The following is a 25559-nucleotide window of genomic DNA, read 5'->3' as shown; positions in this document are numbered from 1 at the left end:
CCTGAAATTATGCCGGTGTATTAGAGGATGAAGCCCGGTGCGGCAAGCCGCAAAGGCTGCGCTTGTGCTGGCAAACCTGCCGATGTTCATGCTATATGGGATGCATGTATCCCACCTTGAGCGTGGAGAGGACAATCGCCATGAGCAAACAGACCGCCATCCGACTGCCGGACGAAACCTATGAACGTCTGAAAGCGCTTTCCGAGCGCACCGGTCGCACCTCCGCCTATTACATCCGCGAGGCGATAGAGAAACATATCGAGGATATGGAAGACCTCTATCTGGCGGAAGAGGCAACGCGACGTATCCAGCGCGGAGAGTCAAAGGTCGTAAGCGCCGAGGAATTCTGGCGTGATCTGGACAATTGAATACGACATTCTGGTCCAGAAAACGATGCGGAAAATGGATCCGCAGATACGCCAACGTATTCGCACCTTCCTTCACGACAGGCTAGCGACGCTTGATAATCCACGTCAAACCGGCAGCGCTCTCCAAGGGTCCGAACTCGGAAACTACTGGCGTTACCGGGTTGGTGACTACAGCATCATCTGCGATATTCAGGATCACAAACTGGTCGTGCTGGTGGTGGAAATCGGCCATCGCGGCGATGTCTATCGATAGGGTTACACCGGCTTACGAAACCGGTGAGGCCGTGGTACCCGCCTCCAAGTCGGCTGAATTGCCAACCGTAAGCGTCTGACATCAAGCAACGCACCTCAACCCTTCGCCTTTGCGGAGGGCGCTGATAAAGGTGCTCTTCATGAAGACGAATTTCCAGAAAGCGACGCCTATATGAAACTGTCACGCCTGCCAGCGCGATATGCCGCGATCCTCATGCCGCTGATCCTCTCCATCATCATGACGTTCGTCGTCTCCCTGATCGCCACTTTCAAGGCCGTTGGTTTCGCCAACTTCTCACTGCTGGAATGGATGTCCGCATGGGGCTTGTCCTGGCTGATTGCCTTCCCGACGCTTATTGTCGTGCTTCCGGTCGTCCGCAGGATCGTCGGACTTCTCGTCGATCCTCAACGCAGCTGACGCGCGGCGCGCTTTATGAAGTCCTTCCCTTTGCGCCCGCCCGCAAAAAGCCGATAAAAGCATCATGATTCTCGAAGCTATCCAATACGCAGCCACCAATGCCATGACGCCGAAGGAATTCCGGCCTTATGTGCGTTATTCCGTAAACCTGTGGTCGCGCGCCAATCGCTGTGCCAAGGCATGGGCAGAGCATGAGCAGAACAGCCAGCAGTTCATCCTGCCATCGGCCCGCAAGCTGAAGCAACGGAGAACCGCCGTGGTTCTCGGTTCCGGCCTGCTCAGGGATATTCCGTACAGTCCGCTGGTGGCGATGTTCGATACCGTGGTTCTGGTCGATCTGGTGCATATTGCCAGCCTGCAGCTCAGACTGCGCGCCAACGCCAAAAAGAATGTCCGGATCTCAAACCGCGATCTTTCGGGCTACGACGATCTGCTGGCTGGCACTCCACCGGAACCGCTCGACTTCCTGCGGCGGGTGCCCTATCTCGATCTCGTGGTTTCGGCAAACCTGCTGTCGCAGATCGGCACCGGCTCCCGCAACCGGCTGGAGCGGGAGAAACCCGCCAATGCGCCGGAGGATATGCTGCCAAGGCTTATCCACACGCATCTCGATGCGCTTTCCGGACTGCCCTGCAAGGTCTGCCTGGTAACGGATACGTCTTTCGATGTCATTGGCAAGGATGGCAGTATCCAGCAACAGGGCGACCTGTTGCACGGTGTCGAAATTGCCGCCCCCGCCGCTGCGTGGGACTGGACGCTGGCGCCGATCGGAGAAGAAAGCCGGGATTACCGTATCGTTCATCACGTCATCGCCAAGGAACTGACGTAAGCGCCTTTCTTCCTTCACAATCCTTGTTGTAGACTTGCCATCATGCGCTTTCTGATCCGCACATTGATGATCCTGTCGTGCCTCGCCTATGGCTACATGCCGGCGCAGGCTTCCCTTGGCATTGCACCGGGTCCGGGAAGCGAGGCGCATTTGCCGATGTCGGCGGAGACCGGACACGGCAGCCATTCACCGGAATCGGCGATGGCTGCAGCCTCGCATGACATGAACACCGGCGATCCTTGTCCGCACCGTGGCAACATAGGACACGCAGCGTTCTGTGCGGCCTGCGTCGTTGTCGTGCCGCAGACCGTTTTTGCCGAAACGGCCAAAATGATCCACGCCTATCCTCATCCCGATCCGGGTGTTGCCTTCGTCAGCGAGGCGCTTGCGCCGCCACTGCCACCGCCCCGCACCTGACGTTTCGATCTTCCATTTCAATTTTTATCGAAACACTCCGTCAGAAACGGAAAGGATAACCCATGTCCAAGAAACTCTCTTTCATCGTCGCAGCCTTTGTTGCCATAGCGACTGCCGCACCCCTTCTCGCTCAGGACAAGAGCGGTCATGCCGGACACGACATGTCCAAGAGCGCCGCGGCGGAAACCGGCGGATCAACCGCGGCCTTCATGGATGCCAGCAAGAAGATGCATGGCGAGATGTCGATGGACTACACCGGCAACGCCGATGTCGACTTCGTTCGCGGCATGATCCCGCATCATCAGGGCGCGATCGACATGGCCAAGGTTCAGCTGGAATACGGTAAGGATCCCGAAATCCGCAAGCTGGCCGAAGAGGTCATCAAGGCGCAGGAAGGCGAAATCGCCATGATGAAAGCCTGGCTGAAGTCAAAGGGCTACTAGACCCCGAGACACACCGGGGCGCCGGGAACGGCGCTCCTTGCCTGATCCGTCAAAGACCGGCAAGTCCTGCCTTGTAGTCTTCCGATGCCGCCCTGCTAAGGCGCTCCAGTTCCATCGCAGCACGGCTGGTGTGGCGCTCCTTATGACGCAGCAAGGCGAAACTGCGTGCGGGCAGATCGATGCCCGCACGCACCAACATTCCCTGACGCAGGAAGAGTGACGCAACGGAAGCGGAAACGGCCGTCGCAGCGCCGCCGGCGCGTGCGGCCGTGACAACGGCCTCGTTGGACGGCAGCTCCAGCATGACCGTCAGGTCATCCGGATCGACGCCCATCTGCCTGACCGCCGCCTCGAAAGCCGAGCGCGTTCCCGATCCCTGTTCGCGCAGCACCCATGCCGTTCCATAAAGCATGTCGAGCGCTGTCAGGTGGCGACCATCGGCGAAAGGATGCGCCGAACCGGTCACCACCAGCAGCTTGTCCGCAACGACGGGCTGAACATGCAAGGACGGCTCATCGATCACACCTTCGATGAAGCCGACCTCAGCCAGCCCTTCGAGTACCGCCTGCGTCACCGTCTTAGTGTTGCCTATGTCGAGCTTCAGCGTGACGCCAGGGTAACGTTTCTTGAACTGCATGAGGATCGGCGGCAACCAGTAGCTGGCAATGGTCTGGCTGGCGCAGACGGTAATCTCACCCCGCGTCAAACCACCCATTTCGGACAGGATCAACTCGGCGTTCCTGACACGCGCCAGCGTGGCCCTCGCTTCGCCCAGAAAGACCCGACCGCTTTCGGTCAGTTCTATGTTGCGGCCAACCCGATGGAAGAGTTCGACGTTATAGAACGCCTCGAGATTCTTGATCGCGGAGCTAACTGCGGAGGCGGTTAGCCCGATGGCTTGCGCCGCTCTTGTGAGATGCTCGCGCTCGGCAACTGCGACAAATATTTTCAGCTGTTCGAAGGTCATGACTCATTCATTCGATTTTGCAGAACGATTTATGCCATATTATTTGATAGAATAAAACATCCACGTCCGGCATTGTCGACGCATGCAAAATCATCGTGCCGCCGCCCAACCAGTTCATCTTTCTTTCCGCCGCTTGACGCCGCTACTGCCGGGCATTCTTCTGTGCGCCGCCGTCAGTGGTGTCGCGATTGCCGCGGAAACCTTTCAGGCGCGTCTCATGGGCCATGCCTGGCTTGGCGATCTGGTCCTGGCGATTTTGTTCGGCACGGCACTGCGCTCACTGGTCACGTTGCCGGCGATTGCATCGGCCGGCATCAAGTTCAGCGCCAAAACCCTGCTTGAAATTGCCGTCGCGCTGTTAGGCGCATCGCTCAGCCTTTCGCTGCTCAAGGGCGCGGGCGGACTTCTCATCGGCGGTATTGCGCTCATCGTCGCCCTGTCGCTCATCGTCAGCTATGGCGTCGGCCGCATGCTAGGGCTTCCGCCGAAACTCGCTACGCTGATTGCCTGCGGCAACTCCATCTGCGGCAATTCCGCCATCGCCGCTGCGGCACCCGCCATCGGCGCGAAACCTGAAGATGTTGCCGCATCCATTGCATTCACTGCGGTTCTCGGTGTCGCCGCCGTTCTGCTGATGCCGTTCCTGCCACAGCTCCTCGGGCTGGATGCCACGCAATACGGCATTTTTGCGGGCCTGACGGTCTACGCCGTACCACAGGTCCTGGCGGCGACCGCACCGCTTGGCACGCTGGCCGTACAGACCGGCACCATCGTCAAGCTCATCCGCGTCCTGATGCTGGGGCCGGTCATTGCCACGCTGTCGCTCATCCACGGCCAGTCGAGCAAGGGACGCCTGAAACTGCAGCAGATGGTTCCGTGGTTCATCATCTCTTTCGTGCTGATGATCATGGCGCGCTCTCTGGGCCTGATCCCCGAGGCCTTGCTTGCACCCATCGCGCATGTTTCCAACGTGCTGACCATCATGTCCATGGCGGCACTCGGTCTTTCGGTCGATATCCGCAGCCTGCGCCATGCGGGCGGCAAGGTCATCGCCGCCGCCAGCCTGTCACTCGTCGTCCTCGGCGTCCTCAGCTTCGGGCTGATCGCGCTGACGCAAACGGTCTGATACGATTATTTCTGGGTACTGACGGTCAGGGTGTAATGCGCGCCCAGACCGCGGCGAGAGGAGCCGAGAATGAGGGTCGGGCGGATCAGCCAGTCCGTATCCGCCTTGGGCGTCAGGACGGCGGTCTTGCCTTCCGCATCGCTGAAAAAGATCGCGTCCTCATCCGGCGTGGAAAAATCGAAGATTGCCATCAGCACAAATTCGGAAGACGAGGCCAGCTCGATCTTCACTGTCTGCCCGGCCTTGACCTTCAGCCGGTAAACTTCGCCGCGGCCGCGGCGCGTCCAGCCGTCCAGCTTCAACGGGCCCGCCGGTGGCAGGGAGACTTCCTTCAGACGCTCGCCATCGTCCAGCCAGATGCCATCGACATTGCGACTTTCAGCAAAGGATGGGGCCGGCAGAGCCGAAACGGTCATGGCCACGGCCAGAAGGAGGGTCGTTTTCTTCATGGACGTGCAAACTCCCGCCGCAGCGCCTCGATCGGCTCCCGGCAATGGCAACCTTCTATGTGATCGTTGACCATGCCCATAGCCTGCATGAACGCGTAAACCGTAGTGGGGCCGACAAATGTCCAGCCGCGCTTCTTCAGATCCTTTGAAAGACGTGTCGAAGCAGCGGTGATCGGGTTGGCCCGCAAGGTGGGATAGTCCACCTTTTGCGGCCTTTCTGCGGCGGCTGGTTCGAAACCCCAGAAATAGCGCGCCAGCGAGCCGAACTCGTCTCTCATCTCGACGGCGCGGCGTGCATTGTTGATCGTCGAAACGATCTTGCCGCGATGACGGATGATGCCCTTGTCGGCGAGGCAACGTTCGATGTCGGAATCGCCGAACCCCGCCACCCTGTCGAAGTCGAAACCGGCAAAGGCAGCGCGGAACGCCTCGCGCTTGCGCAGCACAGTCAACCACGAAAGACCGGACTGAAAACCTTCAAGACAGATCTTCTCGAAAAGGCGGTGATCGTCGGTGACCGGATAACCCCACTCCTCGTCATGGTAGCGGCTGTAGTCCTCAAGTCCCTGCTGCCAGAAGCAGCGGATCTTGCCATCCACACCCGTATGAAGTCCCGTTTCACTCATCCGGCAGTCACCTTCAGCTTCGGCCGACCACCGGCCAGATGCGCACTTACCACTGATTCACCATGTTTTAAAACCGCACGCTAACCCTAACGACAGGTTTCACCCAAAGAACGTCTTTTCATGAATGAGCGTTTACCATTCGCTGGTCCCGAGGTGCGAACGTATCCTTCATATGCGGGCCGATGGTCCGGCGATCTTTCTTGCGGCGTCATGTACAAAGAGTCCACCCGATGACGATGAAATCCGTTTTTCTGGCACTGAGCCTGTTGTCCACTTTTTCCGCGACTGCCGCGATGGCCAATGACCGCTACCGCGAGCGCCCTCCGGTCGTGGTCAGCCCCGACCTTTCGGCTCCCTGGGTGACGCAACTCGGCGGTGCCAATGTTCGCCCCGTCGTCTACCCACGCGCACCCGCTGCCCGCCAGCCCGTTTACCGCCAGCAGCAGGCTGCGATGCCGCAGCGCCCAAGCGCCGGCGTCACATCACAGCGGCCGGCACGGGTCCAGACTGCCGCCGTACGGCCCAACTCACCAGCCCGCACGCAGATCGCGCCGCAATTCCTGCCGCAGATCGTCAGCTACGAGACGAATGAAAAGCCCGGCACTATCGTCATCGATACGCCGAACCGCTTTCTTTATCTCGTCATGGCAGATGGCAAGGCGCGCCGCTACGGCGTCGGTGTCGGCAAGCCGGGTTTCGAATGGGCGGGAACGCACAAGGTTACCCGCAAGGCGGAATGGCCAAGCTGGACGCCGCCGAAAGAGATGATCACGCGTGAAGCCGCCAAGGGGCATTACCTTCCTGCCTTCATGGAAGGAGGTCCGGCAAATCCGATGGGTGCCCGCGCCATGTATCTCGGGTCCACCCTCTACCGCATCCATGGCACCAACCAGCCATGGACAATCGGCAGCAACAATTCCTCCGGCTGCATCCGCATGCGCAACGAGGACGTCACCGATCTTTACGAGCGCGTGAACGTCGGCACCAAGGTCATTGTGATCTGAAGGCAACGGTTGCAGTATTCCGCAACCACGCGGCAGTACAAAACCACATTCTCCGCTTGAAACCGTGGTTCAGAACGCTAGGGTTCAACGGACGGTGGAAAAACCACTGAAAATCACTTGGCGGGGGACGCCAGGCGCCAGACCTCTCTCAGGGGGATGATGGAACGGCCTTGAAACGGGTGGTCTTTGGCCACCCGTTTTTCGTTTCACATCGTCCCGATTGCACGGCATTACCTCTTGCCGTTATCCGGCTGCGGCTTCCCCTTCAAACATCTGCATTACTGCTAAGTCCGGGCGGCAAGTGCGGCTGGCTTCGGCCCGCCATAGGCCCAGTCCAGCAACTGCGCGGTGTGCAGGATCGGCATATCCGTACCTGTGGCGATCTGCGTTATGCAGCCGATATTGCCGGTTGCGATCACATCCGCCTTTGTCGCCTCGATGTTCTTCACCTTGCGCGCCTTCAGCTGCGCCGAAATCTCCGGCTGCATGATGTTGTAGGTTCCGGCCGATCCGCAGCAGAGATGGCCTTCCGCCGGGTCGCGCACGGTAAAACCCGCCGCTTTCAGCAACAGCTTGGGTGCCATGGTGATCTTCTGGCCGTGCTGCATGGAACAGGCGGAATGATAGGCGACCGTGAGGCCGTTTCTTTCCCGCAGCGGCAATTCCAGCGTCGCCAGATATTCGGTGATATCCTTCGCCAGCGCCGAGACGCGCGCCGCCTTTTCTGCATAGGCAGGATCAAGCCGCAGCATATGGCCATAGTCCTTGATCGTCGTGCCGCAGCCGGAGGCGGTGATGACGATGGCATCCAGCCCGTCCTCATCGATCTCCCGCATCCAGGCGTCGACATTGCGCCGTGCCGAAACCAGCGCCTGTTCTTCCCTGCCCATGTGATGGACCAGAGAACCGCAACATCCCTCACCCCTTGGCACGACAACCTCGATACCGAAACGTGCGAGAAGGCGCATCGTCGCCTCGTTGATGGTCGGATCGAGCACGGGTTGAGCGCAGCCGGTGAGAATCGCGACACGTCCGTACCTTTTGCCTTCCACGGCAAGCGCGCCGGGCCGGACGGATGCCGAAGCCCGCGGATTTTTTGCCGGAGCAAGGGCAAGCATCGAAGATATTGGCTTGAGCGCAGGGATTTTCGCAAACACTCCTGCAAAAGGCCGCGCCAGCCCCGCCAGCCGCAAGGCCGCCCGGAACCGTGCCGGATAGGGAAGCACGAAGGCAAGCACGTTACGGATCAGACGATCCATGAGCGGGCGCTTGTAGGTCTTTTCGATATGGGCGCGGGCGTGATCGACAAGGTGCATGTAGTCCACGCCGGACGGACATGTCGTGGTGCAGGCCAGACAGGACAGGCAACGGTCGATATGGGTTACCACCTCCTTGTCGGCCGGGCGGCTGTTTTCCAGCATGTCCTTGATGAGATAGATGCGTCCACGTGGGCTATCCAGCTCGTTGCCGAGCGTGACATAAGTGGGACAGGTTGCCGTGCAGAACCCGCAATGCACACATTTGCGCAGGATCTTTTCGGATTCCGCCACATGCGGGTCGGCAAGCTGTTCAGGCGTGAAGGATGTCTGCATGGTTCAGGCTGCCCCTGTTATCGTGCCATCTTGCCGAGATTGAAAATGCCAGCCGGATCAAGCTTTTCCTTGATACGCGCCGAGAGCAAAACCTCTGCCGCAGGGCGCGGTTCGAAGGCGTCGACGGTCGCACGGACGTCATCGGGCGCCCTCAAAAGTGTGGCATGGCCACCGCCAAACGCCCGGATCGCGCCGCGCAGCAGATCCGCTTCCGGGTCGGCCTCCATCTGCATCCAGACGAGCCCGCCCTGCCAGTCGTAGAAGGCATCGATGCCTGCTTCCATGCGCAGGGCCGCAACCAGCCTGTGTCCGGCGCCGGGAGCAACTGAGACGCGCCAGAGCGGCTTGCCCGCCTGCCCCTGATAGGGCTTAACGTCCCGGACCTCCCGCCAGAGCTGGCTGCTCTGCTCCTTCTCCAGCAAGGCCCATGGCCCTGTCCGGTCCATCACCGAAAGCAGCTTCTGCACCCGTGCCTCGACGGACGGAACAAGCCCTTCCAGACGCAGGACGCTCGCCGGTCCCTCCGGCAAGGCACCGTCGAGGAAGCGTGACCGCACGCTCTCGGGAAGATGGGCAGCACCCGAAACTTCGACGCTGAGCGCCATCGCTCCGGCCATGACCGTGGTGGCCAGTTCGTCATCCAGTCCCGAAATGACCACGGTTGTTTCCGTTGGCGGCTTTGGCAGCACCCGGAAGGTCACTTCCGTCAGAAAACCTAGCGTGCCGTAGGAGCCAGCCAGAAAGCGTGAAAGATCAAGGCCCGTCACGTTCTTCATCACCCGCCCACCGGCCTTGATGACCTCACCCCCTCCATTGATGAAACGGACGCCGAGCAGGCTGTCACGGGCCGCGCCTGCCACGTAACGGCGTGGACCCGACACGTTGGCGGCAAAAATGCCGCCGATGGTCGGCTCTCCGGCCGTTGCCATGATGGCGCGATGATCCATCGGCTCGAAAGCCATCATCTGACGTTTTTCGGCAAGGGCTGCCTCGACCACGGAAACAGGCGTTCCCGCCTTCACGGTCATGACCATTTCTGCCGGGTTGTAGGCGACGATGCCGGAAAGATTGCTGGACGAGAGTGTGGCATCCGCCGTCACCGTATTGCCGAAACCGGCGCGTGTGTTCCCGCCAACGATGCGCAGCGCGCTTTTGCGGGCAGCATGATCGCGCACGATAGCGGCTGCCTGAGCCTCCGTCTCCGGAGTAAAAACATCCATCATATGCTTTTCCGTCCTTCCAGCGGGAACACCTTGGAAGGGTTCATGATCCAGGCTTCGTCGAAGGCGGCGCGAACCGCCATCTGCTGGTCGAGATCAGCCTCGCTGTACTGGTGGCGCATGAGGTCGCGTTTTTCGATGCCTACGCCATGTTCGCCGGTGAGACAGCCGCCCGCATCGACGCAGAGCTTCAAGATCTCGTTGCCCGCCTCTTCGGCGCGCGCAGCGTCGTCCGGATCGTTGGCGTTGAACAGAATGAGCGGATGCATGTTGCCATCGCCGGCATGAAAGACATTCGCCACGCGCAGGCCGAGCCGGTCGGTGATCTCGCTCGTCCTTTTCAGCACATAGGAAAGCTGCGACAGAGGCACCGTGCCATCCATGCAGATGTAGTCGGCGATGCGACCCGTTGCGCCGAAAGCGGATTTACGGCCCTTCCAGATTGCCGCCGCCTCCATGGCCGACTGACATTCGCGCACGGTTTTCACGGCATGTTTTCTGGCAATGGCGACGATATCGGCCAACATGGCGTCCATTTCCGCCTCGGAACCCTCGACCTCGACGATCAGCAGTGCGCCGACATCCAGCGGATATCCGGCCTTGGCGAAAGCCTCGCAAATCTCGATGGCGGGCTTGTCCATGAACTCGATCGCGACCGGAATGATGCCGGAGCCGATGATATCGGCCACGCAGGAACCGGCCTCTTCCGAGGTTTCAAAACCGAACAAAACAGGACGCGCGCCCTCCGGCTTGGCAATCAGCCGGACTGTCGCCTCGGTGACGATGCCGAGCTGGCCTTCCGAACCACAGACGAGCGCCAGAAGGTCGTAACCAGCGGCGTCCAGATGCTTGCCGCCAAGTTCCAGAACCGTGCCGTCGACCAGCACCATCTTCACACCGAGCAGATTGTTTGTGGTGACGCCGTATTTCAGACAGTGCGCGCCGCCCGAATTCATGCCGATATTGCCGCCAATGGTGCAGGCAAGCTGCGAACTCGGATCCGGGGCATAAAAGAACCCTTCGGCACTCGCCGCGTCGGATATCGCGAGATTGGTAACACCCGCCTGGACACGCGCCGTACGATTATAGAAATCCAGTTCCAGGATCGAAGACATCTTCGAAAGACCGATCACCACGGCATCTTCCTGGGGGATCGCGCCGCCGGACAGTGACGTGCCTGCTCCCCGCGGTACAACCGGAACGCCGTTTTCGTGACAATATTTCAGGACTGCCGATACCTGCTCGGTGGTTTTCGGCAGCGCGACGGCGAGCGGCAGTCGACGATAGGAAACGAAGGCATCCGTCTCGAACGGCACAAGTTCCCGCGCCTCGTGCACAAGACAGTCGGCGGGCAGGATTTCGCTCAGGCCCGCCACGATAAGATCGCGCCTTGAAAGCACGGCGGGGCGCGGCTCCAGAAACCTGATCGGCTGCGTCATCGTTCCTCCCGCTGCACAATCCTCTAAGTGGTATTGTTTGTTTACCACTTTGATTGAGCGTAGGCAAATGCTATGGATTTTTTCCATTCCGGAAAGAATAAGGAGCCAACTGTGACGAACCTGGGCGATCTGGAAGTCTTTGCGACCGTTGCCGCCTCGGGCAGCATGTCACATGCCGCCAAGGAGCTTGGCTATTCGCCTGCGGTGATTTCCAAGCGTATCAAGCGGCTGGAAGAAAAGCTCGGGGCGCGACTGTTCCAGCGCACCACCCGCCAGATATCGCTGACGGAAGCCGGACAGGGGTTTTATGAGCGCATACGCGCCGTGCTGGAAGGGCTGGAAGAAGCGGAGGATTTCGTGTCCGGCCGCGCCAACACAGTCAACGGCACGTTGAAAATCTCGGCCTCCACCTCGTTCGGACGCATGCACGTCGCGCCGCATCTCAAGACATTCATGGAGCGCCACCCTGAGCTTTCGATCAATCTGGTCCTGAGCGACGAGTTCATCGACATCATCGAGGGAGGCTACGATCTGGCAATCCGCATTGCCGACCTCAATTCCTCGAGCCTCGTGGCGCGTCGGCTTGCACCGGTTCGCCGTGTTCTCTGCGCCTCGGCCGGATATGTCGCTGAACATGGAATGCCGGAAACGATCGAAGACCTGAAGCGTCATCGGTGCCTGCCAGCCCACAATAACGAGGTCTGGCGACTGGAGGGGCCGGATGGCGCTTTCAGCATCCGCCCCGAAGGAATGCTCATCACCAATTCGAGCGAGGTGATCCGGGAAACCGTGATTTCCGGCCTCGGTATCGCCCTGCGCTCGACCTGGGATATCGGCCACGAACTGCGCAGTGGCAAGCTGGTGCGGGTGCTACCCGGTTACGAGGGTTCGAAGAACGTCACGCTTTCCGCCGTTTACCCAAGCCGCCAGTTCCTGCCGACGAAGGTACGGCTTTTCATCAATTATCTCGCAGAGCTTTATGGCCCGACGCCGTATTGGGAGCGGAGCTAGAGCGTTCTCAGTGCACGCCCTCGGCATGGGAGCGGCGGATGCGCCGCACCACCCACCAGACGCCGAGAACCGCAAAGGGCACCGAAATGCCGGTGACGATGGCGGGATCGAGCTTCAGCACATCATGGCTGATCGCCTTGGTGAGATAACCGATCAGGCCGACCACATAATAGGAGATGGCGGCGACCGACAGGCCTTCGACCGTCTGCTGCAGACGCAGCTGCATGGCGGCGCGTCGGTTCATGTTGTTCAAAAGCACTGTATTCTGGCGCTCCAGTTCCACGTCGATCCAGCTTCTGACCAGTGCAGTGGCACGATAGAGCTTGCGCGACAGGTTCGCCTGCCGTTCCTCGACCGATTGGCAGGTCCGCATGGCGGGCGCCATGCGACGCTCCAGAAAGCTGCCCATGGTTTCATGGCCCTGCACAGGTGTTTCGGCCAGAGCGCGGATGCGTTCGCGGACGATGCCGTCATAGGCGCGGCTTGCGCCGAAGCGGTAGAGGCTGAGCGCCGCGTTCGCCTCCAGTTCAGCCGCAAGCCGGGTCATTTCCGCCAGCAGGGCATCCGCCTCGTCACGCGCGCCGTTCTTCATGCGCTGGGTGATACCGGTCAGGCCATCCTCGATACGGCGGATTTCCGGCGACAGGGTTTGCGCCATCGGAAGGCCAAGCATCGCGAGCGTGCGATATGTTTCTATATCCAGAACCCTCTGCACCAGCGCACCGCGTCCGTGGTTGCTCAAACCACGGTCGATCACGAGGATCTGGGTCAGGCCGTCGCGATCCTGCCGGAAGTCGGTGAGGATCGCAGCCTCCCCGCCGCGCACATCGCTGTGACAGAAGCTTGTCGGATCGAAAGCGGCTTCGGCATGCGAAACAGTCTCGATATCCGCACGAACTTCCAGACGCACACCCGAGATCAGCGTGCCGGGCGGCGAGAAACCATCGCCGAACGGATCACCGACGATATCGCCTCCGAATTTTTCGGGCGCGGGACCATCCCAGAACCAGGTCGAAAACTCCGTGTGCTGCTCCCAGCGCAACGTGCCCTGCCCCCATGGCATCGCATGATGGCGGGCGTCCCGCTCCGGCGGCGCGACACCGCGGCTGCGCGACATTTCGGCAATGACCGCATGGTGCACAGACGATCCACCGTCCATCATGAAGGCGAGCTGGATGATGATGCGCGACGGCGCCAGAAGCACGGTGGGTCTGGCGTGAACCTCACCGAGGGCCAGCGCCCGTTCCGGCGCGCTCGCGAATGCAAATCTTCCCTTGGCCATTGCGATCAGTCTCCTGCCCGGTTCACAGACCGGCTTAAACCAACTTCTTTGTCGGCAAAATTGCCGGAGCAGCGCGGTGTATCCGTTTCGAAGCATTTTCGAAGAAAAAACGCACGGCGCTGACCTCACTTCCGCTTTAACAAAAGCGAGTTCGGAAAGGCATATGCCGCTTTGCCGCAGGGGGACGGCACGAACTGGATAGAATATTTGACCAGTGCAACGCTTCACTGATAGTTTCTGAAGGATTTCGGCGAGAGAATGCTGCCATGGACGAGACGCTTTTTGCGCAGATACAGCACACACGAACATCCGAAGAAGTCGTGCTGCGATTCGAGGAATTAATTCTCGATGGCGTGCTGCGCGACGGCGACCGGCTGCCCGGCGAGCGTGAACTTGCAGAACGACTAAACGTGTCCCGTCCCATATTGAGGGAAGCTCTGAAGGAACTGGAAACACGCGGACTGCTTGTCAGCAGGCACGGCGGCGGCACCTTCGTCGCCGATATCGTCGGCGAGGTGTTTTCCGATCCGCTGAGTGCCCTGATCACCCGCCACAGCCGGGCAACCCGCGATTTCCTGGAATACCGGCGCTATATCGAAGGCATGGCCGCAGAACTGGCCGCACAGCGCGCCACGGAGCCGGACAGGCAGAACCTCGCCGCCATAATCGAGACGATGCGAAACGCGCACGAAAGCGGCCGGTTCGAGGATGAACTGGCAAGCGACGTGGAGTTTCACAACGCCATTGGGGAGGCTGCTCATAATATCGTGCTGATGCATACGCTGCGCTCCTGCTACCGGCTTCTGAGCGACGACATCTTCTACAATCGCCACCTCATCTTTGCCTTGGCTGGCGCGCACGACGCCGTATTGCAGCAGCACGTGGCCATTCAGGAAGCAATCGCGCGCGGCGATGCGCCGGCCGCCAGAGCCGCAGCTGAAGCGCATATCGACTTCATCGTGGAAACGACGGCCAAAGCGCATCAGGCCAAAGAGTGGGACCGGATTTCGCGGCTGCGTATGCTGCAACGTAACGCTTAAAACACGCGCCGCGAACTGCCGCGCGAAGTTTCCATTCAGTTCTTGATGGAACCTTTCGGGTCAAAGGGCATTTTTATCTGGTTGATTGAAAAAATTTACCAAGATGGGACCCATGATAACCACGAGCGAAACTGAACGCTATCCAAGGATAGCTCTCATATCGACGCATGGCTATGTCGCCGCGCATCCTCCCCTCGGCGCAGCGGACACGGGAGGACAGGTGGTTTATGTCCTCGAACTCGCGCGGAAACTTGGACAGCTCGGCTACAAGGTCGATCTTTACACACGGCGCTTCGAAGACCAACCGGAATTCGACGAGGTGGACGAGCGCGTCCGCGTCGTGCGCATTCCATGCGGCGGACGCGATTTCATCCCGAAGGAATACCTGCACCGCCACCTGATGGAATGGTGCGAGAACGCTCTGCGTTTCATCAAGAAAAACGAACTGACCTATTCGTTCATCAACAGCCATTACTGGGATGCAGGTGTCGCCGGGCAGCGGCTTTCCGAAGCGCTCAAAATCCCACATCTTCACACACCGCATTCCATCGGTATCTGGAAAAAGCGCCAGATGGAAACGGACTACCCGGAAAAGGCCGACACGTTCGAGCTGGAGTTCAACTTCAAGGAACGCATCCAGCACGAACTTATCATCTACCGCAGCTGCGACATGGTGATCGCCACGACGCCGGTTCAACTCGATGTGCTGATCGAGGACTACGGCCTCAAGCGCAAACATATCCACATGATCCCGCCGGGCTACGATGACAACCGCTTCTTTCCGGTCTCGGATGCATCTCGCCAGATGATCCGCCAGCGCTTCGGTTTCGAGGGCAAAACGGTTCTGGCGCTCGGGCGGCTCGCCACCAACAAGGGCTACGACCTGCTGATCGATGGCTTTTCGGTTCTGGCGCAGCGCGAACCGGAGGCGCGTCTTCACCTCGCCGTCGGCGGCGAGAACATGGACGAGCAGGAAACCACCATTCTCAACCAGCTGAAGGAACGGGTGAAGTCACTCGGGCTGGAAGACAAGGTTGCTTTCTCCGGCTACGTTTCCGACGAAGACCTGCCGGACATGTACCGTGCAGCCGATCTCTTCGTGCTTTCCAGCCGCTATGAACCTTTCGGCATGACGGCAATCGAGGCGATGGCCTCTGGTACGCCGACTGTCGTTACGATCCACGGCGGTCTTTTCCGCGCCATCAGCTATGGCCGCCATGCCCTTTTCGCCGATCCTTTCGACAAGGAAGACCTCGGCATCACCATGATGAAACCGTTCAAGCACGAGCGGCTTTACGGGCGGCTTTCCCGCATGGGCGCACACAAGGCGCGCAGTCTGTTCACATGGACAGGCATTGCGCAGCAGCTGCTCGCGCTGGTGGAAGGCAGGACGATGATGCCGGTTCTGGAAGAATCCGACTGGGCCGAACCATGGAACGACGGCGATTGAAACCGCTTCGCCTTTTTTCCACCGATCTCGACGGAACCGTCGTCGGCAACAACGACGCCACACGGCGCTTCCGCGATTTCTGGTATTCCCTGCCCGACGACAGACGTCCCGTTCTGGTTTTCAACAGCGGGCGGCTGATCGATGATCAGCTTTCCCTGCTGGAAGAGGTGCCGCTGCCCCGCCCGGATTACATTATCGGCGGCGTAGGCACGATGCTGCACGCAAGAGGACGCACCGATCTCGAGAACGCATATACGCGATCACTCGGTAGCGGCTTCAACGTCGATGTGATCGGCAACGTAATGACCGGCATGCGGGATGTGGTCAGACAGCCCGAACGCTACCAGCACGGGTTGAAATCGAGCTGGTTCATGCACGATGCCGACGAGCAGGCACTGCTGGATGTCGAAAACGCACTGGCACGAGCGGGCGTTGACGCCCGGATCGTTTATTCCAGCGCCCGCGATCTCGACATTCTGCCAAAGGCGGCGGACAAGGGTGCGGCCATTGCCTGGCTCTGCGAAGAGCTGAGCATCGGCCTCGATGAAACGGCGGTTGCCGGCGACACCGGCAATGACAGCGCCATGTTCGAGCTGAAGGGCGTCCGCGGGATCGTGGTCGCCAACGCCCTTCCAGAGCTGGTCGCGCTGTCGACAGAAGACAGGCGCGTGTTTCTGTCTAGAAAACAGGAAGCAGATGGCGTGATGGACGGCCTTTGCCACTGGGGTCTGCACAATCTTTAAGCGCCACCCGAAGCCGCGCGTGTATAATGCAACCCCGTATTGACGGGGTATCCCAGCGATAGGAAAATAACGAATCAAGCGCGTATCGTGATCGGGAGCACCATTGGTCCTGATCACGAATACATTATATTAGCATTTATACAGGTAAATAGAAAAAGGCTCTCCGGGATTGAACATATTGGATCGATTGGCAACAGAAGTCAGCCTGATGCTCCGCAGACCACCGCGGCAGCAATATGCCGCGCTGTGTTATCGATTCTCCGAAAAGCGCGCGACACCGGATGTCCTTCTGCTGACGAGCCGTGATACCGGGCGCTGGGTCATTCCCAAGGGCTGGCCGATGGGCGGCAAGAAAGCCCATGCCGTCGCTGAACAGGAAGCCTTCGAAGAGGCAGGCGTTCGAGGCAGGGTCAAAAAGACGCCCTTCGGCTTCTACGAGTACCAGAAGAAACTGAACAGCGGCGTCAACGTACAATGCCGTGTGCAGGTCCACCTGCTCGAAGTCGCCGAACTGGCCGAGGATTTCCGCGAAAAGGGAAGCCGGACGCTGGAGTGGGTTACGCCAGATGAAGCGGCCCGACGCGTCAACGAACCGGAACTCAAGGCGTTGATGAAGGCTTTCGGCCAGCAGATGACGCAATCGCAATAGCGCCGTCGCCCAAAAACTGCCAATCTTGCAAACATTTTACGATTCCAGTCTTTGAGGCCTATCCTGTATGGAGCCATAAGAGATGGAGCGATTCTCCGTAATCTTACCTTCAGCCCGCGAAACTGCCGGACGAAAAGGAATTCTGGCAACCGAGGTCTGAATGGCGACAAAACCGCCCTCGAACATGAAACCGACACTCGACAAGGATCTCGACAAGATCACCCGCGTCGAGGAAGCGACCCTACACGTAACGCGACAACTGGCGGGTCTTGGCGCAGGTGTGATGTTCGTCATTCTCGCAACCCTGTTTGCGAGCGCGTTCGTTACCGGCACGCCCGGCGCGGTCGTCATCCTCGCAGGCGTGATCGTTGGCGCCTATATGGCGATCAATATCGGCGCGAACGACGTGACGAACAACGTCGGACCTGCCGTTGGCGCAAAGGCGATACCACTTACGGCCGCACTTCTGATCGCCGCCGCCTGCGAGATCGCTGGCGCGCTCATCACTGGCGGCAACGTGGTGGAAACGATCTCCAGCGGCATCATCAATATCGATACCATTCCACACAGGACCGCTTTCTCCTGGGCAATGCTGGCCGCGCTTCTGGCGGCCGGTCTTCTCGTCAATGTGTCGACGTGGACAAAGGCGCCTATTTCTACCACGCATACGGTCGTAGGCGGCGTGGCAGGCGCGGGAATGGCTGCCTACGGCATCAGCGCCGTCGACTGGTTGTCGCTGGGCAGCATCGCGTTTGCCTGGATGCTTGCTCCCTTCATCAGTGCCGCCATCGCAGTTGCCATCCTTGCCTTCATCAAGGAGTTCATCATCTATCGCGAGGACAAGATCCAGTCCGCGAGGAAGTGGGTGCCGGTTCTCATCGGATTGATGACGGGCGTTTTCAGCGTCTACCTCATCTGGGTCGGGTTGCGGCAGGTCGTGCATGTCTCCCTGGGCCAGGCGAGCGGCTTCGGGCTGGGAGCTGGCCTTTTGGCTTGGCGTGTGTGCGTTCCTGTTATCCGCAAACAATCGGAAGGTCTGGAAAACCGCAATCAGTCGCTGCGGATCCTCTTCCGGTGGCCGCTCATTCTGGCCGCCGGGTTGATGTCCTTCGCGCATGGAGCCAACGATGTCTCGAACGCGATCGGCCCGGTGGTCGCGATCGTGCGGGCCGTGCACGACGAAGTGGTGAGCACATCGGAGCGCGCGCCGCTATGGGTGATGCTGATCGGCGCGCTCGGCCTCTCCTGCGGCATCCTGCTCTATGGCCCACGCCTCATCCATCTCGTCGGTGAACAGATCACCAAACTCAACCCGATGCGCGCATTCTGCGTCTCCGTGGCAACGGCGGCGACGGTGCTTGTCGCTTCCCGTTTAGGCCTTCCGGTCAGCACCACACACACGGCAATCGGCGCCGTCTTCGGCGTCGGCTTCTTCCGCGAGTGGTACACCAATGCCTCGAGACGACGACAGGAAGCCGCCCAGACTTCAGCCACCCAGACTGCCAGGGCCAGCATATATTGGGAAAACCCATCCGAAGTGCGCCGCCGACATCTGGTGCGCCGCTCCCATTTCATGACGATCATCGCGGCCTGGGTTATTACCGTTCCGGCGAGCGCATCGCTTGCAGCCGTTCTTTATTGGCTTATGTATACGCTGTTTATCTGAGAAGACCGAAGTATTCCGATGCGCGCAAATTTCCGTATGCAACGCCTGTTCGTCGAGGCACCGCTACAAGCGGGTGTAACGTACGAGGCAAATGCCGAGCAGTTCAATTACCTCGCCAACGTGCTGCGGATGACCGATGGCGCAGAGATTTTGCTGTTCAATGGCCGCGACGGCGAGTGGAAGGCAAAGGTTTCCTTTCCAAGCCGCAAGAAGATCAGCCTCATCCCTTTCGAGCAGACCCGACCGCAGCCGTCGCCTTCCGACCTGCATTATCTGTTCGCGCCGCTTAAAGTCGGGCGCATGGACTATCTCGTGCAGAAGGCGGTCGAGATGGGCGCCGGACTGCTGCAGCCGGTCATGACACAGCATGTTCAGGGCAAGATCCACAACACCGAGAAACTGCGCGCCAATGCCATCGAAGCGGCGGAGCAGTGCGGCATTCTTTCCATCGCGGATGTGGCAGAGCCGGTCAAACTCAGGGATCTGCTGGAGACATGGCCACGGGATCGCCGGATCATCTATTGCGACGAGGGCGACGAAGGACAAAATCCCCTTCCCCTTCTCGGCCGCATTACCGAAACGAAACTCGCCTTATTGGTTGGCCCGGAAGGCGGCTTTTCGGAAGAGGAACGGGACATGCTGCGTGACAGCAGCTTTGTGACACCGATACCGCTCGGACCGCGTATCCTCAGAGCCGACACGGCCGCAGTTGCTGCACTGGCGGTCATCCAGGCCACGATAGGGGACTGGAAATAAACGTCAGGACCGTATGATTTTTGCCCTTTATGCATCTTTGAAAGAAATTCATTTGCCTCGGCGTCGTATCCGGCGATATCTGCCAATCATATGCCTCGCCGCAACAGACACCGCATAACAAGGTAAGCCATGGCACGCGATACGACCGACCAGACACCCCTCTCCTCCGTTACGGAGCTTACAGATTATCTGGCCGGTGGCTGCAAACCGGAAGCCGACTTCCGCATCGGCACGGAGCACGAAAAGTTCGCGTTTTTCCGCAAGGATAACAGTCCAGTTCCCTATTTTGGCGATGCCAGCATTTCCGCACTTCTGAAAGGCATGCAGGAAAAGCTCGGCTGGGAGCCGATCATGGACGGCGAGAACATCATCGGGCTTGGCGAACAGCACGGGATGGGCGCGATCTCGATCGAGCCGGGCGGACAGTTCGAGCTTTCCGGCGCACCACTGGAAAACCTGCACCAGACCTGCAAGGAGTCCAACCAGCATCTGGCGACCCTGCGTGAAGTGGCCGAGCCGATGGGGATCCGTTTCCTCGGGATAGGCGGCAGCCCGCTTTGGAGTTTCGAGGAAACGCCGCGCATGCCGAAATCGCGTTACGCGATCATGACGCGCTACATGCCGAAGGTCGGGACCAAGGGTCTCGACATGATGTATCGCACCTGTACCATTCAAGTGAACCTCGACTTTTCTTCCGAAGACGACATGCGCCGGAAGATGCGTGTTTCAATGAAACTGCAATCGCTCGCAACCGCGCTGTTCGCCTCGTCGCCGTTCACCGAAGGAAAGCCGAATGGCCTCGTTTCCTGGCGTGGCGATATCTGGCGCGACACCGACAACCAGCGCTCCGGCGTTCTGCCCTTCACATTCAAGCCGGATTTCGGTTTCAAGGATTACGTGGAGTGGGCGCTGGACGTGCCGATGTACTTCATCGTGCGCGACGGAAAATATCACGACTGCACGCATGTGACCTTCCGTCAGTTCATGAACGGTGCACTGAAGGGCGAAGTTGCCGACTGGCCACCGAACATGGGTGACTGGACAAACCATCTTTCGACGCTGTTCCCCGACGTGCGCCTGAAGCGCTTCCTCGAAATGCGCGGCGCGGACGGTGGACCTTGGCGTCGTATCTGCGCCCTTCCCGCTTTCTGGGTCGGCCTGCTCTATGACGGTGATGCGCTCTCGGCAGCCGATGCGCTCACCGCAAACTGGAGCTATGACGATGTTCTGGCACTTCGGGATGCCGTCCCGGGGAAGGGGCTGAACACCGAAGTCGCAGGCCAATCGCTGCTCGACGTTGCACGCGAAGTCGTCGATATCTCCCGCAACGGCCTCAAGAGACGCAACCGCCTGAACGGCGATGGGCAGGATGAAGGCGTCTTCCTTTCGTCGCTCGATGAGGTCATTGCCAAGAAGACCACGCTCGCCGAAGATCTGATATCCCTCTACAACGGTCGCTGGAACGGCTCCGTTCTGCCGGTTTTTGAAGAATATCAGTATTGAGCAGAGCTTTGCGGTCGTTGTAAACAAAAAAGCCCGGTGAGGCCGGGCTGGCCGTACACCGGGCAAAGGCAGGGTTATTGGCAAATCACCCTGCGGGGAAAATCTTTCAAAGCGTTCCGCTATCGCAAAACCGCTGAGCAGTTTTGAGCAGCAGACCTCAATCGCGACGAAGCGCTTCGAACCTAGACACCGCGCGCAATCTTGCGGCCCGTGTCAGATGTGCGGTCGGGTCTTCAAAAAGACCGCTGTCCAGCGCGTCCACAACATCCGAACGTGCAAGGCCAACATCGGCAAGCAGCCGATCATCGAGCTCCGTCAACTGATTGGCGACAAGTCGATTGCCAATGCGCCGCAGAAACGTTTTCACAGAGGAAGCGCCTCGCAAGGCGATGCGAACCCATGTGTCGCTCTGCCGGGTGGTTGCGAGTTCCAGTTCCATTCTCCGTTCTGCCGTGCGCATAACACAAGTCCTTTCGTAACGGCACGATGCGGCACCGCCCCCGGCGCACCACGCGCGGAAAGCTGCCTTTGCTGAGGGGCGAAACACGATGTCTGCGCCCCGGGGTTTGAATTGATTTGCTGGCGTCAAAATGTCGCAAGACTATTGATCAGTCCAACGAATGTTTCTAATGTAAGCCATCAATAGCTCTTATGGATGAACATCCATGTCCGCACCCCTCGACATAGACCAGCTTCATACCTTCATCGCGATCGTTGATACCGGCAGCTTCACCAAGGCGGCAGATCGCGTTTTCAAGACCCAATCTGCCGTTTCCATGCAGATGCGGCGGCTTGAAGAGCGGATAGGCAAACAGCTTTTCGCCAAGGACGGGCGTGGTAACCGCCTGACGGCGGAAGGCGAAAAGCTGATGAATTACGCGCGGCGTATCATCCGGCTGAACAACGAGGCGATCGCCGCCTTCGATGACAACCGGTTGGAAGGGACATTGCGCATCGGGACGCCGGACGATTACGCCGATCGCTACATGCCGGAGATCATCGGGCGTTTCGCCAAGACGCACCCGAATGTCGAGCTGTACATCGTTTGCGAACCGTCCGTCAGCCTCAGCGAGAAAATGGCGCGCGGTGAGCTTGATATAGCGCTGGTAACGCATAATCCCCGCGCCCGCTCTTCGGACGTGGTGCGGACGGAGCCGCTCTGCTGGGTCGCGTCCGCTAATCATCCGCTCAAGGACGATGCGCCTGTGCCTCTCGCCGTTGGACGCCGCGACTGTCACTGGAGGCAGCTTGCCTGCTCCGCACTCGATGCGGATGGCCGGGACTATCAGATTCTCTTCACAAGCTGGTCTTCCACGGTTGTCGCTGCCGCCGTCCTCGCGGGCATGGCCGTTTCGGTCCTGCCGGAATCAGCGTTGCGAAGTGGCATGAAGGTACTGACGTCAGCAGACGGCTTCCCGCCACTCCCGCCCGTTCAGATTGGCCTGATGAAGCGACCCGGGCTCTCGCCATCGCTCGTCAACGCGATCACCGATCACATCACGGCATGCCTCGACAACATCTCGCCTATGAGTGTTGCCGATGAACTGGACAGCGACGTGAAGAACTATCCCAAACTGCCGCGTCTCAGGGCAGGCCACATGCTGCCGGGCTGGTAGACGCAGAAAGGCGTAGCCGGAGCACATGCCCCGGCTTTCTATTGAAGACGCGGCCCCGCTCAGGCAAGATATTTGCGGAAGAAATCCGTGGTGCGGCTCCAGGCCAGATCGGCGGCGGCCTTGTCGTAGCGTGCCGACGAGGTGTCGTTGTTGAAGGCGTGATTGACGCCCTCATAGACAAATATCTCGAACGTCTTGCCGTTTTCTTCCAGTGCCTTCCTGTAGGCGTCTATTCCCGCATTGATCCGCTCATCAAGCCCTGCATATTGCAGCAGCAGCGGCGCCTTGATGGCAGGCACATCGGCTGCCGGCGCCTGCTGGCCGTAATAGGCAACGCCAGCATTCAGTCCCTCGGATCTGGTGGCGAAACGGTTGACGAGCCCACCACCCCAGCAGAAGCCGATGGCGCCCACCTTGCCATTGGCGCCCTGCCGCGCCGCCAGCCATACGCGACTTGCCTCGGCATTGGCCACGGTCGCGTCCATGTCTAGGCCGCTGAACATCTGCCGCGCCTTCTCCTCGTCGGCTGGCGTTCCGCCCTGTGGCGAAAGGAAATCGACGGCAAGCGCCCGGAAGCCCTCCAGCGCCACCCGGCGCGCGACATCGCGGATATGATCGTTCAGTCCGCGGTTTTCGTGGATGACTATGACCGACCCGAGCGGACCCGGGGCCGATTTCGGCGTGACGAGATAACCCTTCATCTCGCCCGTTGCGCCCGGATATGTGACGTCTTCGGAAACGATCCGCTCATCATCGGCAGCCACGACCGCGGCCTTGGCACTATTGGCGGAAAGCAGCGGCGCGATTGTCGCCGCAGCGGCACCCGAACCGGCCAGAACGGTCAATTTTTCCATGAATTTGCGGCGATCGAGGCTCAGATGGGTGTATTCGTCATAGGCATCGATCATGGCCTGCGTAATCTTCGGTTTGTCCATTGCCATTTCCTCCCTCAACGCATGATGGCGGGAGAATAACGCGGTTCGGCCCGCGCAAGATCGGCGCGAATGAAAGCGGCGGCACACATTTGCGTGAAGTGCCGCCGCCAGAATTCAGGACTTACATCTTTTCATCAGGCGGCCAGATCCACCACGATGCGGCCATCGATCTTGCCTTCTTCCATCCGGTGGAAGATGTCGTTGATGTTTTCGAGCTTGTCCCACGAGAAGTGGGCCGCCACCTTGCCCTCACCGGCGAAGGTCAGCGCTTCTTCCAGATCCTGCCGCGTGCCGACGATGGAACCGCGCACCGTGATGCGCTTCAGCACCGTGTCGAACACCGGAATGGAGATGAAGCCCGGCGGCAGGCCGACCAGCGCCATGGTGCCCTTGGAGCGTAGGAAGCCGTAAGCCTGCTCCATAGCCTTGGGGGATACCGCCGTAACCAGCGCGCCGTGCACGCCGCCGGTCGCCTTCCGGACCTGCTCGACCGCATCGGGTGCGCGGCCGTTGACCGTGACATCCGCGCCAAGTTTCTTCGCAAGCTCGAGCTTGTCATCGAAGATATCGGCGGCCACCACATGCATGCCCATGGCCTTGGCATATTGCACGGCCATGTGACCCAGGCCACCGATGCCGGAGATGACGACCCATTCGCCGGGTCGTACTTCCGTTTCCTTGAGGCCCTTGTAAACGGTTACACCGGCGCACAGCACGGGCGCGGCGGGACCGAACTCGAGATTGTCCGGCAGGCGGCCGACGAATTTCGGATCGGCAAGACCATATTCCGCAAAACTGCCATTGACCGAATAACCGGAATTCTGCTGGCTCGGGCAAAGCGTTTCCCAGCCCGTGCGGCAAGGAACGCAGCAACCGCAAGCCGTATAAAGCCACGGCGTGCCAGCGCGGTCGCCTTCCTTGATGCCGGTGACGCCAGCACCAATCTTGGCGACGTAACCGACACCCTCATGGCCGGGAATAAACGGCGGGTTGGGCTTGACCGGCCAGTCGCCGGTCGCGGCGTGAAGGTCCGTGTGGCAAATGCCCGTCGCCTTGTAGTTGATGAGAATTTCACCGGGACCGGGATCCGGAATCGGCACTTCCTCGATCGTCAGCGGTTTTCCAAATGCGCGGACAACAGCCGCCTTCATCGTTTTTGCCATCACATTCTCCCTAAATCTCTACCAACGGGGAGAGATTAGCGAGGAAAGCGAGCTGTGGAATTGACATGGCGCAAATCGGAATGTTTTGGCGGCCGGATTGTCTCAGTTATGCGGCAACCCGGCAGTGTTGTTTCATTCCAGCGCCAACCAGATGGCGAGCCAGCCCCAGAGGCAGACGAGAATGGCAAAGCCCGCGGCAAACAGCGGCGCGCGGTAACGCAGGCTGTTGCTCGTGACATGCACAAAGGAATGACCACAGCGGGACAGCACGAAAAGCCATGCCAGAACGACAGTGACGATATTGTCCGCATCGGTGATGTAAAGCAGCAGGCAAGCCACGTGGAACAGAACCGGCAGCTCGAACTGGTTGGCGATATTGCGGTTCACGAGAAGGCTTTCACGCGCTTCTTCTCCGCGTTCCTTATATCGCAACACGGCATCGCGATCGACGAGGGAGTACTTCTTGCGGCGGTAGAAAAGCAGGGCGTAAAGGGAAAAAACAAGTAGGACATGGGCAATCATCGGCCAGAACATTGCGGTCGTCGGTGACATGTTTTCTCCTTCAATCACGAAAACGCTCCCCGACCCGGCTGGA

28 protein-coding genes are annotated in these 25559 nt (G+C 59.6%); 17 read left to right on the top strand and 11 right to left on the bottom strand.

The window, feature by feature from the left end:
• Window positions 1–140 precede the first annotated feature (140 nt).
• The 6 genes from N7578_RS12155 (at window position 141) to N7578_RS12130 (ending at window position 2727) form a co-directional block, all read left to right on the top strand.
• Window positions 141–368: a type II toxin-antitoxin system RelB family antitoxin gene (locus N7578_RS12155; protein WP_013635548.1), complete on the top strand. Its 228-nt coding sequence runs from the start codon at window positions 141–143 to the stop codon at window positions 366–368.
• Window positions 352–621 (top strand): type II toxin-antitoxin system RelE/ParE family toxin, encoded by a 270-nt coding sequence (locus tag N7578_RS12150; protein WP_311110581.1) that lies wholly within the window; start codon window positions 352–354, stop codon window positions 619–621. The genes N7578_RS12155 and N7578_RS12150 overlap by 17 nt, the downstream gene beginning before the upstream one ends.
• A 171-nt stretch (window positions 622–792) precedes the next feature.
• A complete protein-coding gene (locus N7578_RS12145; RefSeq protein WP_311110580.1) occupies window positions 793–1038 on the top strand; it encodes a DUF2798 domain-containing protein in 246 nt (81 codons plus the stop codon).
• Between the two features lie 64 nt (window positions 1039–1102).
• A complete protein-coding gene (locus N7578_RS12140) occupies window positions 1103–1867 on the top strand; it encodes a hypothetical protein (RefSeq protein ID WP_311110579.1) in 765 nt (254 codons plus the stop codon).
• Window positions 1868–1909: 42 nt separating this feature from the next.
• The gene (locus tag N7578_RS12135) at window positions 1910–2284 is read left to right on the top strand and encodes a hypothetical protein (RefSeq protein ID WP_311110578.1); all 375 of its coding nucleotides are present in this window, start codon (window positions 1910–1912) and stop codon (window positions 2282–2284) included.
• Window positions 2285–2346: 62 nt separating this feature from the next.
• Entirely contained in the window at window positions 2347–2727 is a 381-nt protein-coding gene (locus tag N7578_RS12130) for a CopM family metallochaperone (RefSeq protein ID WP_311110577.1), read from the top strand.
• A gap of 49 nt (window positions 2728–2776) precedes the next feature.
• Here the strand turns inward: N7578_RS12130 and N7578_RS12125 are convergent, their stop codons facing one another.
• Window positions 2777–3694 carry a LysR substrate-binding domain-containing protein gene (locus tag N7578_RS12125; RefSeq protein WP_311110576.1) on the bottom strand — a complete coding sequence of 306 codons (918 nt, stop codon included), beginning with the start codon at window positions 3692–3694 and terminating at the stop codon, window positions 2777–2779.
• A gap of 82 nt (window positions 3695–3776) precedes the next feature.
• Here N7578_RS12125 and N7578_RS12120 point away from each other — a divergent pair, with 82 nt between their 5' ends.
• Window positions 3777–4820, top strand: coding sequence for a YeiH family protein (locus tag N7578_RS12120; RefSeq protein WP_311110575.1), 1044 nt, complete (start codon window positions 3777–3779; stop codon window positions 4818–4820).
• 5 nt (window positions 4821–4825) lie between these two features.
• On the opposite strand, the gene N7578_RS12115 is transcribed toward N7578_RS12120, so the two are convergent.
• Together N7578_RS12115 and N7578_RS12110 are read right to left on the bottom strand one after the other, a co-directional pair.
• On the bottom strand, window positions 4826–5269 hold the full coding sequence (locus N7578_RS12115; protein WP_311110574.1) for a hypothetical protein: 444 nt from the start codon (window positions 5267–5269) through the stop codon (window positions 4826–4828).
• Window positions 5266–5895 (bottom strand): DNA-3-methyladenine glycosylase I, encoded by a 630-nt coding sequence (locus N7578_RS12110; protein WP_311110573.1) that lies wholly within the window; start codon window positions 5893–5895, stop codon window positions 5266–5268. Before N7578_RS12110 ends, N7578_RS12115 begins: the two co-directional genes overlap by 4 nt.
• 230 nt (window positions 5896–6125) lie before the next feature.
• Between N7578_RS12110 and N7578_RS12105 the strand changes: the two genes are divergently transcribed.
• Window positions 6126–6899, top strand: a complete 774-nt coding sequence (locus tag N7578_RS12105; protein WP_311110572.1) for a L,D-transpeptidase — start codon at window positions 6126–6128, stop codon at window positions 6897–6899.
• 284 nt (window positions 6900–7183) lie between these two features.
• On the opposite strand, the gene glcF is transcribed toward N7578_RS12105, so the two are convergent.
• The 3 genes from glcF to N7578_RS12090 are packed head-to-tail and all read right to left on the bottom strand — an operon-like array spanning window position 7184 to window position 11150.
• On the bottom strand, window positions 7184–8491 hold the full coding sequence (gene glcF / locus N7578_RS12100; RefSeq protein ID WP_311110571.1) for a glycolate oxidase subunit GlcF: 1308 nt from the start codon (window positions 8489–8491) through the stop codon (window positions 7184–7186).
• A 17-nt stretch (window positions 8492–8508) separates the two neighbouring features.
• Window positions 8509–9711, bottom strand: a complete 1203-nt coding sequence (locus N7578_RS12095) for an FAD-binding protein (RefSeq protein ID WP_311112486.1) — start codon at window positions 9709–9711, stop codon at window positions 8509–8511.
• Complete coding sequence (locus N7578_RS12090; RefSeq protein ID WP_311110570.1) at window positions 9711–11150, bottom strand: FAD-linked oxidase C-terminal domain-containing protein; 1440 nt, start codon at window positions 11148–11150, stop codon at window positions 9711–9713. The genes N7578_RS12095 and N7578_RS12090 overlap by 1 nt, the downstream gene beginning before the upstream one ends.
• 111 nt (window positions 11151–11261) lie before the next feature.
• Between N7578_RS12090 and N7578_RS12085 the strand changes: the two genes are divergently transcribed.
• On the top strand, window positions 11262–12161 hold the full coding sequence (locus N7578_RS12085) for a LysR family transcriptional regulator (RefSeq protein ID WP_311110569.1): 900 nt from the start codon (window positions 11262–11264) through the stop codon (window positions 12159–12161).
• 7 nt (window positions 12162–12168) lie between these two features.
• On the opposite strand, the gene N7578_RS12080 is transcribed toward N7578_RS12085, so the two are convergent.
• Window positions 12169–13443 (bottom strand): DUF3422 family protein, encoded by a 1275-nt coding sequence (locus N7578_RS12080; RefSeq protein WP_311110568.1) that lies wholly within the window; start codon window positions 13441–13443, stop codon window positions 12169–12171.
• Window positions 13444–13709: 266 nt separating this feature from the next.
• On the opposite strand from N7578_RS12080, the gene N7578_RS12075 reads away from it, so the two are divergent.
• From N7578_RS12075 to N7578_RS12045, 7 genes are all read left to right on the top strand, one after another.
• On the top strand, window positions 13710–14483 hold the full coding sequence (locus N7578_RS12075; protein ID WP_311110567.1) for a FadR/GntR family transcriptional regulator: 774 nt from the start codon (window positions 13710–13712) through the stop codon (window positions 14481–14483).
• A 103-nt stretch (window positions 14484–14586) separates the two neighbouring features.
• On the top strand, window positions 14587–15933 hold the full coding sequence (locus tag N7578_RS12070; protein WP_311110566.1) for a glycosyltransferase family 1 protein: 1347 nt from the start codon (window positions 14587–14589) through the stop codon (window positions 15931–15933).
• Entirely contained in the window at window positions 15930–16676 is a 747-nt protein-coding gene (locus tag N7578_RS12065; protein WP_311110565.1) for an HAD-IIB family hydrolase, read from the top strand. Before N7578_RS12070 ends, N7578_RS12065 begins: the two co-directional genes overlap by 4 nt.
• 208 nt (window positions 16677–16884) lie before the next feature.
• Complete coding sequence (locus N7578_RS12060; protein ID WP_311110564.1) at window positions 16885–17325, top strand: NUDIX hydrolase; 441 nt, start codon at window positions 16885–16887, stop codon at window positions 17323–17325.
• A gap of 160 nt (window positions 17326–17485) precedes the next feature.
• Window positions 17486–18991, top strand: a complete 1506-nt coding sequence (locus N7578_RS12055) for an inorganic phosphate transporter (protein WP_311110563.1) — start codon at window positions 17486–17488, stop codon at window positions 18989–18991.
• Window positions 18992–19009: 18 nt separating this feature from the next.
• Window positions 19010–19747, top strand: a complete 738-nt coding sequence (locus N7578_RS12050) for a 16S rRNA (uracil(1498)-N(3))-methyltransferase (protein ID WP_311110562.1) — start codon at window positions 19010–19012, stop codon at window positions 19745–19747.
• A gap of 129 nt (window positions 19748–19876) precedes the next feature.
• On the top strand, window positions 19877–21250 hold the full coding sequence (locus N7578_RS12045; RefSeq protein WP_311110561.1) for a glutamate--cysteine ligase: 1374 nt from the start codon (window positions 19877–19879) through the stop codon (window positions 21248–21250).
• A 157-nt stretch (window positions 21251–21407) separates the two neighbouring features.
• Here the strand turns inward: N7578_RS12045 and N7578_RS12040 are convergent, their stop codons facing one another.
• The gene (locus N7578_RS12040) at window positions 21408–21689 is read right to left on the bottom strand and encodes a DUF1127 domain-containing protein (protein WP_311110560.1); all 282 of its coding nucleotides are present in this window, start codon (window positions 21687–21689) and stop codon (window positions 21408–21410) included.
• A gap of 226 nt (window positions 21690–21915) precedes the next feature.
• Between N7578_RS12040 and N7578_RS12035 the strand changes: the two genes are divergently transcribed.
• Window positions 21916–22866, top strand: coding sequence for a LysR substrate-binding domain-containing protein (locus tag N7578_RS12035; protein ID WP_311110559.1), 951 nt, complete (start codon window positions 21916–21918; stop codon window positions 22864–22866).
• A gap of 59 nt (window positions 22867–22925) precedes the next feature.
• Here N7578_RS12035 and N7578_RS12030 read toward each other — a convergent pair whose 3' ends face one another.
• The 3 genes from N7578_RS12030 to N7578_RS12020 all read right to left on the bottom strand — a co-directional run bounded on the left by N7578_RS12030 (window position 22926) and on the right by N7578_RS12020 (window position 25498).
• Complete coding sequence (locus tag N7578_RS12030; protein WP_311110558.1) at window positions 22926–23801, bottom strand: dienelactone hydrolase family protein; 876 nt, start codon at window positions 23799–23801, stop codon at window positions 22926–22928.
• 134 nt (window positions 23802–23935) lie between these two features.
• Window positions 23936–24964 (bottom strand): alcohol dehydrogenase AdhP, encoded by a 1029-nt coding sequence (gene adhP / locus N7578_RS12025; protein WP_311110557.1) that lies wholly within the window; start codon window positions 24962–24964, stop codon window positions 23936–23938.
• Between the two features lie 132 nt (window positions 24965–25096).
• Window positions 25097–25498 carry an MAPEG family protein gene (locus N7578_RS12020; RefSeq protein ID WP_311112485.1) on the bottom strand — a complete coding sequence of 134 codons (402 nt, stop codon included), beginning with the start codon at window positions 25496–25498 and terminating at the stop codon, window positions 25097–25099.
• Window positions 25499–25559 lie beyond the last annotated feature (61 nt).

Origin of the sequence: Agrobacterium tumefaciens, from assembly GCF_031801495.1 — a bacterium.
Classification (GTDB): domain Bacteria; phylum Pseudomonadota; class Alphaproteobacteria; order Rhizobiales; family Rhizobiaceae; genus Agrobacterium; species Agrobacterium tumefaciens_K.
Note: the sequence above shows the minus strand (reverse complement) of the source record. Positions and strands in the feature narration are given on the sequence as shown.